The 13,759-nt window shown below is 70.0% G+C and carries 14 protein-coding genes; 7 read left to right on the top strand and 7 right to left on the bottom strand.

Annotated features, from left to right (window positions below; translation table 11 throughout):
* Window position 1: 1 nt before the first annotated feature.
* Window positions 2–1,600: a GMC family oxidoreductase gene (locus ACILR4_RS11240; protein ID WP_395700938.1), complete on the bottom strand. Its 1,599-nt coding sequence runs from the start codon at window positions 1,598–1,600 to the stop codon at window positions 2–4.
* 355 nt (window positions 1,601–1,955) lie between these two features.
* On the opposite strand from ACILR4_RS11240, the gene ACILR4_RS11245 reads away from it, so the two are divergent.
* Window positions 1,956–2,171 (top strand): cold-shock protein, encoded by a 216-nt coding sequence (locus tag ACILR4_RS11245; protein ID WP_395700939.1) that lies wholly within the window; start codon window positions 1,956–1,958, stop codon window positions 2,169–2,171.
* 70 nt (window positions 2,172–2,241) lie between these two features.
* On the opposite strand, the gene ACILR4_RS11250 is transcribed toward ACILR4_RS11245, so the two are convergent.
* Both ACILR4_RS11250 and phaP read right to left on the bottom strand, forming a co-directional pair.
* On the bottom strand, window positions 2,242–2,424 hold the full coding sequence (locus tag ACILR4_RS11250; protein ID WP_395700940.1) for a hypothetical protein: 183 nt from the start codon (window positions 2,422–2,424) through the stop codon (window positions 2,242–2,244).
* Between the two features lie 279 nt (window positions 2,425–2,703).
* Entirely contained in the window at window positions 2,704–3,264 is a 561-nt protein-coding gene (gene phaP, locus ACILR4_RS11255) for a TIGR01841 family phasin (protein WP_395700941.1), read from the bottom strand.
* A gap of 153 nt (window positions 3,265–3,417) precedes the next feature.
* On the opposite strand from phaP, the gene ACILR4_RS11260 reads away from it, so the two are divergent.
* The 4 genes from ACILR4_RS11260 to ACILR4_RS11275 all read left to right on the top strand — a co-directional run bounded on the left by ACILR4_RS11260 (window position 3,418) and on the right by ACILR4_RS11275 (window position 7,342).
* Window positions 3,418–4,395 carry a histone deacetylase gene (locus tag ACILR4_RS11260; RefSeq protein ID WP_395700942.1) on the top strand — a complete coding sequence of 326 codons (978 nt, stop codon included), beginning with the start codon at window positions 3,418–3,420 and terminating at the stop codon, window positions 4,393–4,395.
* On the top strand, window positions 4,392–4,835 hold the full coding sequence (locus tag ACILR4_RS11265) for an acyl-CoA thioesterase (protein ID WP_395700943.1): 444 nt from the start codon (window positions 4,392–4,394) through the stop codon (window positions 4,833–4,835). Before ACILR4_RS11260 ends, ACILR4_RS11265 begins: the two co-directional genes overlap by 4 nt.
* A gap of 108 nt (window positions 4,836–4,943) precedes the next feature.
* Window positions 4,944–6,350 (top strand): sodium:proton antiporter, encoded by a 1,407-nt coding sequence (locus tag ACILR4_RS11270; RefSeq protein WP_395700944.1) that lies wholly within the window; start codon window positions 4,944–4,946, stop codon window positions 6,348–6,350.
* A complete protein-coding gene (locus ACILR4_RS11275) occupies window positions 6,350–7,342 on the top strand; it encodes a 2-hydroxyacid dehydrogenase (RefSeq protein ID WP_395700945.1) in 993 nt (330 codons plus the stop codon). Before ACILR4_RS11270 ends, ACILR4_RS11275 begins: the two co-directional genes overlap by 1 nt.
* Window positions 7,343–7,352: 10 nt before the next feature.
* Here ACILR4_RS11275 and ACILR4_RS11280 read toward each other — a convergent pair whose 3' ends face one another.
* Window positions 7,353–7,949, bottom strand: a complete 597-nt coding sequence (locus ACILR4_RS11280; protein WP_395700946.1) for a carboxymuconolactone decarboxylase family protein — start codon at window positions 7,947–7,949, stop codon at window positions 7,353–7,355.
* A complete protein-coding gene (locus ACILR4_RS11285) occupies window positions 7,909–9,144 on the bottom strand; it encodes a YbfB/YjiJ family MFS transporter (protein ID WP_395700947.1) in 1,236 nt (411 codons plus the stop codon). Before ACILR4_RS11285 ends, ACILR4_RS11280 begins: the two co-directional genes overlap by 41 nt.
* A gap of 65 nt (window positions 9,145–9,209) precedes the next feature.
* Here ACILR4_RS11285 and ACILR4_RS11290 point away from each other — a divergent pair, with 65 nt between their 5' ends.
* Window positions 9,210–10,121, top strand: a complete 912-nt coding sequence (locus tag ACILR4_RS11290; RefSeq protein WP_395700948.1) for a LysR family transcriptional regulator — start codon at window positions 9,210–9,212, stop codon at window positions 10,119–10,121.
* On the opposite strand, the gene ACILR4_RS11295 is transcribed toward ACILR4_RS11290, so the two are convergent.
* Both ACILR4_RS11295 and ACILR4_RS11300 read right to left on the bottom strand, forming a co-directional pair.
* On the bottom strand, window positions 10,108–12,273 hold the full coding sequence (locus ACILR4_RS11295; protein ID WP_395700949.1) for a molybdopterin cofactor-binding domain-containing protein: 2,166 nt from the start codon (window positions 12,271–12,273) through the stop codon (window positions 10,108–10,110). The genes ACILR4_RS11290 and ACILR4_RS11295 overlap by 14 nt on opposite strands.
* A 2-nt stretch (window positions 12,274–12,275) precedes the next feature.
* On the bottom strand, window positions 12,276–12,743 hold the full coding sequence (locus ACILR4_RS11300) for a (2Fe-2S)-binding protein (RefSeq protein ID WP_395700950.1): 468 nt from the start codon (window positions 12,741–12,743) through the stop codon (window positions 12,276–12,278).
* Window positions 12,744–12,937: 194 nt separating this feature from the next.
* Between ACILR4_RS11300 and rmuC the strand changes: the two genes are divergently transcribed.
* On the top strand, window positions 12,938–13,759 hold an 822-nt coding region (gene rmuC, locus ACILR4_RS11305; RefSeq protein ID WP_395700951.1), incomplete at its 3' end, for a DNA recombination protein RmuC.

Here is a 13,759-nt window from a genome sequence, read left to right on the forward strand (position 1 = left end):
GTCACGCGCCGCGGACCGCCGCCTTGATGAGGTCGGCCGCCTTCTCGGCGATGGCGATCACCGGGGCATTGGTGTTGCCGCTGACGATGCTGGGCATGATCGAGGCATCGACCACGCGCAGCGCCTGCAGGCCATGCACGCGCAGCTGCGCGTCGACCACGTCGGTCGGTCCCTGGCCCATGCGGCAGCTGCCCACTGGGTGGTAGATCGTGTCTGCGTACTGACGGATGAACTGTGCAATCTCGGCATCGCTTTGCGGGCGGGCCGAACTGGCCAGCTCGCGGCCGCCCAGCGCTGCCAGCGCCGGCTGCGCCAGCAGACCGCGCATCAGCTTGAAGCCGCGCACCAGGCGGTCCAGGTCGTCGGCCTCGGCCAGGAAGTTCGGGTCGATCAGCGGCGCGGCCTGCGGGTCCGCGCTGGCCAGCTGCAGGCTGCCGCGGCTGCGCGGGTGAAGCAGGCAGACGTGGCAGGAATAGCCGTGGCCGAACACGGTCTTGCGGCCATGGTCGACCAGCTTGCCGACAACGAAGTGCAGCTGCAGGTCCGGTCGGCTCAGCGCGGGGTCGCTCTTGAGGAAGGCGCCGCACTCCGCGAAGTTCGTGGTCAGCGGGCCGCTGCGCTGGCGTCGCCATTCGCCGATGGCCTGGAGCGTGCGCCATGCGCCCACCAGCGACAGGCCGAACAGGTCCTTGATCTTCGGCGCGTCGACCACGCTGACCACGTCCACATGGTCGTGCAGGTGCTGTCCGACGCCGGGCAGCGCATGGCGCACGGCAATGCCGTGTTGCTGCAGGTGCTCGGCCGGGCCGACGCCGCTGAGCATCAGCAACTGCGGCGACTGCAGCGCACCCGCGCACAGCAGCACTTCGCGGTGCGCGCGCACCTCGCGCAGGTGGCCGTCATGCCGGTATTCGACGCCCACGGCGCGCAGGCCTTCGAACAGGATGCGGGTGCCGTGCGCGCCGGTGATGACCTGCAGGTTCGAGCGACCCAGGTGCGGCGTGAGGTAGGCCTTGGCGGCGCTGCAACGCTCGCCGTTGCGGTGGGTGACCTGGTACGGACCGACGCCCTCCTGCGTCGCGCCATTGAAGTCGGTGTTCAGCGGCAGGCCGGCCTGCTGGCCGGCCTGCACGAAGCGCGGGCCGTGCGGGTTGGGACTGCGCAGGTCCATCACGTTCAGCGGGCCGCCGCTACCGTGCCAGGCGTCTGCGCCGCGCTCGTTGTGCTCGGACTTCTTGAAGTAGGGCAGCAGGTCGTCGTAGGACCAGCCGGCATTGCCTTCGGCGGCCCAGCCGTCGTAGTCCTCGCGCTGGCCCCGGATGTAGACCATCGCGTTGACCGAACTGGACCCGCCCAGCACCTTGCCTCGCGGCTGGTAGCCACGGCGTCCATTGAGGCCGGGCTGAGGCACTGTCTCGAACGCCCAGTTGGCGTCGCCGGTCTTGGCCAGCAGCGCAAGGCCGGCAGGGCAGTGGATCAAGACACTGCGGTCGGGGCCGCCCGCTTCCAGCAGGCAAACCTTCACCGTGGGGTCCTCGCTCAGGCGCGCGGCCAGCACCGAACCGGCCGAGCCGCCACCGATCACGACATAGTCGAACATGCCTGCCGTCTCCTCGTTGTCGATCACAAGCATATCGACGACCCCTGGCGCCGCCGTTGAGTTGGGTGCGCTTAGTGTCGAGGGACGCCTCTAAAGCGGCTAGGGGTTAATCCGCGGGCCAAGCACCGACGCGGCCGTGCCGGGTTTCCTGCGCTTGAATGCTGCTACATTCCCGGGACAGACATGCACGAGGCCGTTCATACAAGGTCTTATTCCCGTACCGTCTGAGCCGCGTTCGGCGCGCGGTTTCGGGCCGGCCCAGGTTTGAAATCCCAGGTTGAGTGTCTCTGTCCGCTGCGCCCTCGAAGGGCCGCGGTATCGCTATTTTTTTGTTTCCGAACGAGGATCACCCTGCATGAGCACCACCCAGACCGGCATCGTCAAATGGTTCAATGATGGCAAAGGCTTCGGCTTCATCACGCCGGAAGACGGAAGCAAGGATCTGTTCGCCCACTTCAGCGAAATCCGCAACAACGGCGGCTTCCGTTCGCTGCAAGAGAACCAGCGCGTCGAGTTCGAAGTGAAGCAGGGCCCCAAGGGTCTGCAGGCCGCGAACATCCGCGTGCTCTGAAGACGGCGGCTTTCGGGCCGCACCAGTGAAAACCGCAGCTCGAGGGCTGCGGTTTTTTTTGCATTCGTCGTTATTCGCCCGGCGGTGGCGGGGCGGCCGGTACGGTGGCGCCGGCATCGGCCGGCTCGGCGGGCGGCCCGTTGTCCGGCGTGTCGCCCGTACGGCCCTGCTTCTTCTGGCGCTTTTCCTCGGCCTTGCGCTTCTTTGCCAGCTCGCGCTGGCGCTTTTCGTAAGAATAGTTCGGGGTCGCCAAGGCGGTGCTCCTGTCATCAAGCCGGGGCGCGCCTGCCGCGCTCCACTGCACGCCGTGCAGCATACGGCAAAGCCGGCATGCGGCCGATGCGCGCCGTGCAGGCACCAAAAGAAAAGGCCCGCAAGCCGAAGCCGACGGGCCTAAGGTACCTTGAAAGGGGGTTTCGAGAGGTACCGAGGAGACAACCTTTCACCCATGCCCAGGGCGCGCTCCACGCCCCTGGCAAACGGTGTGACGGGCGCGGCGCGGATTGGTTCCGCGCAGCCCGCTTCAGCCCGATCAGGCCGCGCGCTTGGCGGTCTTGGTGGCCGCTTGCGAAGCCTTCACGGCCGTGGTGGTCACGGCGTTGAAGTTGGCTTCGGCGATGTCGGCGGCCTGCTTGGCAGCCTTGTGCACGCTTTCGTAGGCGTTGTTGGCGGCGGTGATGGCCGACTTCACCAGCGTCACGGCGTTCTCGGTGCCGGCCGGGGCGTTCTTCACCGCGGTGTCGACGGCGGCCATGAACTTCGACTGCAGTTCGGCAAACTGGGCTTCAGCCGTCTTGCTGATTTCGGCGCTGGTCGACGACGCGATGTCGTACAGGTGACGGCTGTAGGCAGCGGCCTTCTCGGCGGTCGGCTGCAGCAGGCTGGCTTGCAGGGCGAGCAGTTCCTGCGCGTCCTTCACGGCCATCACGGCCTTGGCGTTCTCGGCGGACTCGCCCAGCGCGGCCTTGGCAACTTGCAGGTTCAGCTCGACCAGCTTCTCGACGCCTTCGAAGGCCTTGTTGGTCAGGCCGAACAGGGTTTCCAGGTTGGCCTTGTTGGCGGCGGCGAATTGCTCGGGGGTCAGGAAGGACATGGAAAATCTCCGGTGTGAGGTGGTTCAGGCAGCAATGTTGCACTGCAACATGGATCGAAGTATAGAGGCGCCGATCGGGAAAGCAAGAAGAATTTGCTGCATTGCAGCAAAGTAGGGGGTCGGCTCTAGGCGAGACAGGCAAAGGCGTGCCGGATGCAGGTTTTCTTCAACGATCGTTTCAACCCGCTGCTGCCCACGGGGCACCCGTTCCCGATGTCGAAATACCGGCGGCTGCGCGAGCGCGTCGCGGCCGAGGTGCCGGGCGTGACGCTGCGCGAGGCGGAGCCGGCCAGCGAGGGTGAGCTCGCGCTGGCCCACACGCCGGACTACATCAGTGCCGTGCTCGGCGGCACCTTGCCCGCCGCCGCCCAGCGCGAGATCGGCTTCCCGTGGTCCGAGGCGATGGTGGAGCGCTCGCGCCGCTCGGTCGGTGCCACGGTGGGCGCGGCACGGGCCGCACTGCGCGAAGGCGTGGCCGCGCAGCTGGGCGGGGGCACCCACCATGCCTACGCCGACAAGGGCTCGGGCTACTGCGTGTTCAACGACGTGGCGGTTGCCGCGCGGTTGATGCAGGCCGAGGTGCACCGGCGCGAGCGGCGCCTGCTGCGGGTCTGGGTGATCGATCTCGACGTGCACCAGGGCAACGGCACGGCAGCGATCTTCCGCGACGACCCGACGGTGTTCACCCTCTCGCTGCACGGGGCCAAGAACTTCCCGTTCCGCAAGGAGGCCGGCGACCTGGATGTCGACCTGCCGGACGGCTGCGGTGACGAGGCCTATCTCGCCGCACTCGACGCCGCGCTGGACCAGGCCTGGCGCCGGCAGGTGCAGCAGGGCGGCGTTCCCGGCCTGGCGTTCTACCTGGCCGGCGCGGACCCGCACGAGGGCGATCGGCTCGGCCGACTGAAGCTCACAGCCGCCGGTCTCGCGCAGCGCGATGCGCGGGTGCTGGCATGGCTGGCGCGCCAGCGGGTGCCGGTGGCCTTGGCGATGGCCGGCGGCTACGGCCGCGACATCGACACCACCGTGGCTGTGCACCTGCAGACGCTGCGCTTGGCGCAGGCTGCCTGGCGCGATCGGCAAGACGGTGACAGTCCTCCTGTCGGCCCGATGGAACAATCATCGCGATGAGCCCCTCCCGTCCCCAGCCCGAGCCGCGCGAGCGTTACCCGCACCTGTCGACCATCACGACGCGTTGGATGGACAACGACGTCTACGGCCACGTCAACAACGTCCAGTACTACAGCTATTTCGACACGGTGGTGAACCGCTACCTGATCACGGCGGGGGCGCTGGACATCCATGACGGCGCGGTGATCGGGCTGGTCGTCGAGACGCACTGCAACTACTTCGCCCCGCTGGCCTTTCCGCAGGACGTGCATGCCGGCTTGCGCGTGGCGCAGATCGGCAGTTCCAGCGTGCGCTACGAGATCGGGCTCTTTGCCGCGGATCAGCCGCTGGCCGCTGCCTGCGGGCATTTCGTGCATGTGTATGTCGATCGGGTGAGCCGCCGGCCGGTGCCCTTGCCGCCGGCGCTGCGCCAGGCGCTGGCCCCGCTGCACACGGCCTGAGGGAAAGCCCCAGGGCCTCGTTGTCCTGGCGTTCAGCCGTCGTTCAGGCGCCAGCGCGGGTGCGTTCCTAGAATGCCGCGCCAAGCAACGCCCCCTGGAGATCTGCCCATGCGCGCTGGACGCCTTCTGCTCACGCTGCCGCTGTGCGGCCTGGCCGCCCCGGCGTGCGCGGCCGAGGTCGATGGCGCAGCGCTGGGTGCACTGTGGGGCCTGCCCTTCGCCGGGGTGTTGCTGTCGATTGCGTTGATGCCGCTGCTGCTGCCGCAGTTCTGGCACCGGCATTACGGCAAGGTGGTGGTGGTCTGGGCCCTGGCGTTCCTGCTGCCCTATGCCGCGAGCCACGGTGCCGGCGCCGCGGGTCAGGCGCTGGCGCATACGCTGCTGGCCGAATACCTGCCGTTCATCATCCTCGTCAGCACCTTGTTCACGGTCGCCGGCGGCATCTACGTGCGCGGCAACCTGCATGGCAGCCCTGGGCTGAACACCGGTCTGATGGCGATCGGTGCGCTGCTGGCCAGCGTGATGGGCACCACCGGTGCCTCGATGCTGCTGGTGCGGCCACTGATCCGCGCCAATGACAACCGCCGGCACGCCGCCCACGTCTTCGTCTTCTTCATCTTCATCGTCAGCAATGCCGGCGGCTCGCTGACGCCGCTGGGCGACCCGCCGCTGTTCCTGGGCTTCCTGAAGGGGGTGAGCTTTTTCTGGACCGTCGGCCACCTGCTGCCCGAGACAGCGTTCCTGGTGGGTGCCTTGCTGGCGATCTTCTACGTGATCGATCGGCACTGGTACCGCAAGGAAGGCGTGGTGCGGCAGGACCCGACGCCGGACACGCCGCGCGTGGGCCTGGATGGCGCGATCAACCTGCTGCCGTTGGCCGCCGTCGTCGGCCTGGTGCTGATGAGCGGCATCTGGCGCCCGGGCGTCGCCTACAGCATTGCCGGCACCACGATCGAGTTGCAGTCGCTGGTGCGCGATGGCCTGCTGCTGGTGGTGATGGCCGTCTCGCTGGCGATCACGCCGCGCAGCGTGCGCGAAGCCAACCAGTTCAGCTGGGGCCCGATGCTGGAGGTGGCCAAGCTGTTCGTCGGCATCTTCGTCACGATGGTGCCGGTGCTGGCCATGCTGAAGGCCGGCGAGGCCGGTGCCTTCGCCGCGGTGGCGCGGGCCGTCACCAGCGCCAGCGGTCAGCCCGAGCCCTGGGCCTACTTCTGGTTCAGCGGCATCCTGTCGTCCTTCCTCGACAACGCGCCGACCTATCTGGTGTTCTTCAACCTCGCCGGGGGCGACGCCCAGCAGCTGATGGGCCCGCTGGCCACCACGCTGGCCGCCATCTCGGCCGGCTCGGTGTTCATGGGGGCCAACAGCTACATCGGCAATGCGCCGAACTTCATGGTCAAGGCGATCGCGGAGAGCCGCGGCATCCGCATGCCCAGCTTCTTCGGCTACATGGCCTGGTCGGGCGCGGTGCTGATTCCGCTGTTCCTGCTGATCACCTTGATCTGGATGCGCTGATGGACAAGATCCTCGTGACGATTCCGCTGTTCGACGAGGTGGTCGAGCGGCTGCGCCAGCACTTCGAGGTCGAGACCTGCGGCGAGCAGGCCATCACCGCGCCGGGCGAACTGGCCGCGCGCCTGCAAGGCAAGGCCGGCATGGTGGTGGCCGGCACGCCGCAAGTGGACGCGCTGCTGCTACAGGCCTGCCCCGGCTTGCGCGCGGTGTGCAGCATGGCGGTGGGCTACAACAACATCGACGTGCCGGCCTGCACCGCGCGCGGCGTGCTGGTGAGCAACGCGCCCGACGTGCTGACCGAGACCACCGCCGACTTCGGCTTCGCGCTGATGATGGCCACCGCGCGCCGCATCAGCGAGAGCGAACATTTCCTGCGGGCCGGCCAGTGGACGCAATGGCGCTACGACCTGTTCGCCGGCGCCGACGTGCATGGCGCCACGCTGGGCGTGCTGGGCATGGGCCGCATCGGCCAGGCCATTGCGCGGCGCGGCGCGCTGGGCTTCGGCATGCCGGTGATCTACCACAACCGGTCGCGGCTCGACGGGGCGATCGAAGCCGAACTCGGCGCGCGCTGGGTCGACAAGCCCAGCTTGCTGCGCGAGGCCGACCACCTGGTGATCGTCGTGCCCTACAGCCCGGCCTCGCACCACCTGATCGGCGCCGAGGAGCTGGCGCTGATGAAGCCCAGCGCGACCTTGACCAACATTGCCCGCGGTGGCGTGGTCGACGATGCGGCGCTGGCCGAGGCGCTGCGCGCGCGCCGCATCGCCGCCGCCGGGCTCGATGTGTTCGAGGGCGAACCCAGCGTGCATCCGGCGTTGCTCACGGTACCGAATGTCGTGCTGACGCCGCACATCGCCAGCGCCAGCCTGCGCACGCGGCGCGCGATGGCCGACCTGGCAGCCGACAACCTGATCGCGGCGCTCGGCCGCGGCCCGCAAGCCGGCCGGCCGCCGACCGCGCTGAACCCGGAGGTGCTGGCGCCAGGTTGAACGCGCGCCGCTACGGCAGCGGCAGCACCTCGGCAGTCGGCCGCGACGGCGTGCGGGCGACGTTCATCACCCACGACACCATCACGAAGTAGCCGACCAGCGTGGTCAGCTCGACGACGCCGGCTTCGCCGAACGCCGCGATGGCCTGCTGATAACACGCATCGTCCACGTCATGCGTGGCCAGCAGCTCGCGGGCGAAGTCGTGGGCCAGCTGCGCATCGGGGGCCAGGCCCTGCGGCGCGCCGCCGGTGCGGATGGCCTCCAGTGCTGCCGGCGGCACACCGGCCGCCTGTGCCAGCGGCACATGCATGACCCACTCGAACTGGTTGCCGACATGCCGGGCCGCGACGCAGGTGGCCAGCTCGCGCACCGCGGCCGGCAACTGGCCGCCGAAGCGCAGCGCCTCGCCCAGCGCGGCCACACGCTCCAGCAGCGCGGGCACCTGCATCAGCGGCACGAAGGGGCCGTAGACGGCCTTGCGGGGGCCGTCGATCAGCGCCTGCGTTGCGGCGCGCTGGGCCTCGGTCATCGCCGCCAGCGGCGGCAGCGGCAGGCGTTCGCCGCCACTACCTTGCGCGATCGGCGCGGGTGTGCGGGTCGGGTTCATGGGCAGTCTCCAGGGCAGGGGTGGATCGGTGCAGCCAGCCGGCGCTGGCCAGCAGGCCCAGCGTGGCCAGCACCAGCGTGGCCTCGATGCCGGTGCCGCCGGCCGGGCCCAGGCGAGCCAGGCCCAGCGCCAGCAGCGGCCCGGCGATCTGGCCCAGCGCGAAGGCCGCGGTCATGCGGGCCAGCAGCGGCGTGGGGTTGGCGACGGCCAGCGCGCGGGCCTGCTGCAGGCCGGCCATGGTCGCGACCATGAAGGTGCCACCCACCAGCAGCGCGGCCAGCGTCAGCGCGGGGCCGGACAGGCTCAGCAGGGGCAGCGCGCAGCCGGCGGCCATCAGGGCATGGCTGAGGGCCCACAGCCGCAGCCGATGCCAGCGCTTCAGCGCCCGGCCGGCCAGCAGCGTGGAGGCCGCCGCCGCCAGGCCGAACACCGGCCAGACCAGGCCGAACAGGCGGGGATCGTCGATCAGCGCGCGCGCCTGCGCTGGCAGGTAGGTGGCCGGCAGGATGTAGCCGAAGCCCAGCATGCCGTAGCACAGCACGATGGGCAGGCTGCCGCGCGGCATGGCTGGTCCCGGGAGCGATGCCACTGCGGCCGCTGCCTTCGGCCCGGCCCGCCGCCACAGCAGCGCGACGACCACGGCCAGCGCCGCGGCCAGCAGGCCCAGCTGCTGCCACAGGCGCTGCGCGCCCAGCCCCGCGAACAGCCACACCCAGCCACCGGCCAGCGCGATGCCCAGCCCGACGCCGGCGAAGACGATGCCGCCCGCTTCCGGCCGGCCGCGCTGCGCCAGGGCGGGCACGGCCCAGCTGCTGACGCCGACCAGCGCCCAGGCGCTGGCCACGCCCGCAGCCAGCCGCAGCAACAGCCATGTCGAATAGCCGTCGGCCCAGCCGGTGGCCGCGGTCAGCAGCGCGGTGGCCGCCAGCGCGCCCAGCAGCCGCGCGCGCGGGCCGCCGGGCAGACGTGCGGCGGTGAACGCGCCAAGCAGATAACCCGCATAGTTGGCGGCCGCGAGGCCGGCGCTGCCGTCGGCGCCGAGCAGGCCGTCGCGCTGCATCAGCGGCAGCAGCGGGGTGAACGCGAAGCGGCCGATGCCCATCGCCACCACCAGGCCCAGGGCGCCGGCGACGCACACCACCCACGTCGGCGTGGGTTCGTGTGGCGCGCCTGGCGTGCTGGAGGCGGTGTTCATGCGCCGCATTGGAGCGCGATTCGATGTCTTCGACAAATGAATTATCGAGAACTATCATTCTCGCCATGAGAACCTTGGACCTGGACTCGCTGGAGATCTTTCGCACCGTCGCGCGCGAAGGCGGCGTGATCCGCGCCGCCGCGCGGCTGAACCGCGTGCAGAGCAACGTCACCACCCGCATCAAGCAGCTCGAAGAACGGCTGGGCGTGGCGCTGTTCCGGCGCCAGGGGCGGTCGCTGGTGCTGTCGGCCGAGGGCCAGGGCCTGCTGGTGCATGCCGAACGCCTGCTGCGCCTGGCCGACGAGGCCGAGAGCGAGCTGCGCGAAGGCCCTGCGCGCGGGCCCTTCAGGCTTGGCTCGCTGGAGAGCACCGCGGGCAGCCGGCTGCCCGCGGTGCTGTCGCGCTACCACCGGCTGCATCCGGGCGTGGTGATCGAGCTGTCGACCGGCAACACCGCCGCGCTGCTGCAGCGGGTGATGGACTACCGGCTCGAAGCCGCCTTCGTCAGCGAACCCTTCACCGCGCCCGAGCTGCAGTCGCGGCCGGTGTTCGACGAGGAACTGGTGCTGGTGACCTCGAAGGACCATCCCCCGATCCGCCGGGCAGCCGATCTGGGCCGCAGCACGTTGCTTGCGTTCACGCAGGGCTGCTCGTACCGCAAGCGGCTCGAAGACTGGTTCGGCGCCGCCAACGTGCTGCCGGAGCGGGTGCTCGAATTCGGCAGCTACCCCGGCATCATCGCCTGCGTGGCCGCTGGCACCGGTTGCGCCATCGTGCCGCGTTCGGTGCTGCAGTCGCTGCGCGCCGGGGCCGACGTGCAGCAGCACGAGCTCCCCGAGCGCGTGCGGCGCAACCGCACGCACCTGGTCTGGCATGGCGAGGCCTCGCCGGCGCTGCAGCAGTTGCTGGCGCTGTTGCAGCCCGGCGCGGCGGCCGCTGCGCCGCGCCGCCGAGCCCTGGCGCTCAAGCCTTCTTGAGCAGCGCGCTGTCGAAGGGCAGCGTGCGCAGCCGCTTGCCGGTGGCGGCAAAGATGGCATTGGCCACCGCCGGCGCAATCGGCGGCGTGCCGGGTTCGCCGATGCCGCCGGGCGCCTCGGTGCTGGGCAGGATGTGCACCTCCACCTTCGGCATCTCGGGCATGCGCAGCACCGGGTAGTCGTGGAAGTTGCTCTGCTCGACGCGGCCGTCCTTCAGGCTGAGCTTGCCGTACAGCGCCGCGCTCAGGCCGTAGACGATGGCGCCCTCGATCTGGCGCGCGATGATCGCCGGGTTCACCGTCTGCCCGCAGTCCACCGCGGCCACCACGCGGTGGACCTTGGGTGTGCCGTCGGCGGCCACCGAGACCTCGGCCACCTCGGCAACATAGCTGCCGAAAGACTGGGCCACCGCAATGCCGCGGAAGCGCCCGGCCGGCAGCGGCTGGCCCCAGCCCGCCTTGGCGGCGGCCGCTTCCAGCACCTGCTTGTAGCGCGGCTGCTTGCCCAGCAGGCCGCGGCGGAACTCGAAGGGGTCCTGCCTGGCCGCGGCGGCCAGTTCGTCGATGAAGCTCTCAATGAAGAAGATGTTCTGCGAATGCCCCACCGAGCGCCAGAACCACACCTGCGGCCCGGGCTCGCTGCGGCCGTAGCGGAGCAGCTGGTTGGCGATGTCGTACGGGTGGTCGGCAACGCCTTCCATCGCGAACGAATCGACGCCGCTGGGCGGGATCTGCATGAAGCCCGAGGCCGCCATGATCGACGGCGAGCCGACGCCGATCTTCAGCATCACCGGCTTGCCCTTGTCGTCGAGCCCGGCGGAGCACTTGGCCACCGAAGCCGGCCGGTAGAAGCCCGCGGCCATGTCGTCTTCGCGGCTGTAGATCAGCTTCACCGGCGCGCCGCTGATCTTGGACAGCAGCGTCGCGTCGATCACGAAGTCGGGCGCGAAGCGGCGGCCGAATCCGCCGCCCAGCAGCATGGTGTTGATCCTCACCTTGGCCGGTTGCACCGAGACCACCTGGCTCAGGATGCCTTGCGCCGGCCCCTGGCTTTGCGTGCCGGCCCAGACCTCCACCTCGTCGCCCTTGACCCAGGCAGTGCAGTTCAGCGGCTCCATGCAGGCATGGGCGAGGTAGGGCGCCTCGTAGGTGGCGTCCAGCGTGGTGGTGGCGGTGGCCGCACCGTCCTTCACGTTGCCCTCGCTCAGCGCCACGGCGGCCGGGTCATCGGCGGCAGCGGCCAGCATGGCCGAGACCTTGTCGGACGACAGGCCGGCCAGCGCGCCCTGGTCCCAGGTGATGGCCAGTGCATCGCGGCCCTTCTTCGCGGCCCAGTAGCCGGTGGCCAGCACCGCGACGCCGGATGGAATCGTCAGCACCGCCTTCACGCCGGGCATGGCCTTGGCCTTGGCGTCGTCCACCTTCGTGGGCTTCGACCCCGGCAGCGGCGCGCGTGCCATCACCGCCACCAGCATGCCGGGCACGCTGACATCGATGCCGTACTTCGCGCTGCCGTTGACCTTGCCCGGCGTGTCCAGGCGCTTCAGCGGCTTGCCGAGGATCTTGAAGTCGGCGCGCGACTTCAGCGGGGGATTGGCCGGCGCCTTCTGCTGCGCGGCCGCCGCGGCCAGGGCGCCGTAGCTCAGCTTCTTGCCGCTGGCATGCAGCACCTGGCCAGCCTCGGTGCGGCAGCTGGCGGGGTCTACTTTCCATTGCTCGGCGGCCGCGGCCACCAGCATCGCGCGGGCGGCGGCGCCGGCCTTGCGCACCGGCTCCCAGTGCGCGCGCACGGTGGTCGAGCCGCCGGTGACCTGCATGCCGAACATCGGGTTGGCATAGGCCTGGTCGACCGGCGCCTGCTCGACATGCACCTGCTGCCAGTCGGCGTCCAGCTCTTCGGCCATCAGCATCGGGATCGCGGTCAGCACGCCCTGGCCCATCTCGGCCGAGCCGCAGACCACGGTGATCCGGTTGTCCGGCGTGATGCGCAGCCAGGCATTGGGCTGGAAGGCCGGACCGGCGGCGGCAGCAGCGGCTTTGGTGGCAGCGCGTCCGGCGATGGGCAGGCTGAAGCCGAGCACCAGCGCGGCACCGCTGCCGGCCATGAAGCCGCGGCGGCCGGCGTTGACGGGGTCTTGCGTCGTGGTGTCCATGGTCAGGCTCCCTTCGCCAAGGCGGCCGAGGCGTCCTGGATGGCCGCTCTGATCTGGTTATAGGTGCCGCAGCGGCAGATGTTGCCAGCCATCGCGCTGTCGATGTCGGCGGCGCTCGGCTTCCTGTTCTTCGCCAGCAGCGCGCACGCGCTCATCACCTGGCCCGACTGGCAGTAGCCGCATTGCGGCACGTCGTGCGCGATCCAGGCGGCCTGCACCGCCTTGCCGGCCGGCGTGGCGCCGATGGCTTCGATGGTGGTGATCTTGCGGCCGGCAGCCGCCGACAGCGGGGTCTGGCACGAACGCGTGGGCTGCCCGTCCAGGTGCACGGTGCAGGCGCCGCACAGCGCCATGCCGCAGCCGAACTTGGTGCCGGTGAGCTGCAGGTTCTCGCGCAGCGCCCACAGCAAAGGCATGTCGGGATCGGCGTCGACCTGCACGGCCTTGCCATTCACAGTGAGCGAAATCATGGAGCCTCCTCGTCGTGGTGGTTCGCCTGCATGCGGTGACGCCGGCGCTTGAAACCATAGCCGTCCCGCGCGTCGAGGCGGACGATGGAAACCCTGGTTCGAACTGAGACAATGACGGCGATGGACCCCCAGCTCACTGCGTTCGCGCCCCCCGAGGGGGACCTCGTGTCCTTCGGGCGGCCGGGCGGACACGAATGACAGATTGGCTCGTACCGGCACTGCTGGTGCTCAACGGGGTCCTGCTGCTGTGGCTGCTGCTGCGGCCGGGCGACAAGGGGCGACCGGAACGCGAGGAGCAGGCGCAACGCCTGCTGCGCCAGGAGCTGCAGGACGGCGCGCGCGGCACGCGGCAGGAGCTGGGCGCCACGTTGGCGCAGCTGCAGCAGACGCTGCTGACGCAAAGCGGCGACGTGGCCCGCACGCAGAACGAGCAGATCGACTCGTTCCGCACCCAGCTCGCCTCGATGCAGCAGGTGGTGGCGCAGTCGTTGCAGACCGCCACCGCACAGCTGGCCGAGCAGCTGCGCGTGCTGACCGCATCGAACGAGCGCCGGCTGGGCGAAGTGCGCACCGCGGTCGAAGGGCGCCTTGCCGCGCTGCAGGAAGGCAACGAGAAGAAGCTCGAGCAGATGCGCGCGGTGGTCGACGAGAAGCTGCATGCCACGCTCGAGCAGCGCCTGGGCGAAAGCTTCAAGCAGGTGGCCGAGCGGCTGGAGCAGGTGCACAAGGGCCTGGGCGAGATGCAGACGCTGGCGCGCGACGTCGGCTCGCTGAACCGCGTGCTGACGAATGTGAAGACGCGCGGCATCTACGGCGAGGTGCAGCTCGCCGGCCTGCTGGAGCAGGTGTTCACGCCCGAGCAGTACGCGGCCAATTTCGAGACCGTGCCCGGCAGCGGCGCACGCGTGGAGTTCGCGATCCGCCTGCCCGGCCGGCGCGACGACGGCGCTCCGCTGTGGCTGCCGATCGACGCCAAGTTCCCGCGCGAGGATTACGAGCGCCTGCTCGATGCGCAG

The sequence above is a fragment of the Aquabacterium sp. genome (assembly GCF_044226965.1).
GTDB lineage: Bacteria > Pseudomonadota > Gammaproteobacteria > Burkholderiales > Burkholderiaceae_C > Pseudaquabacterium.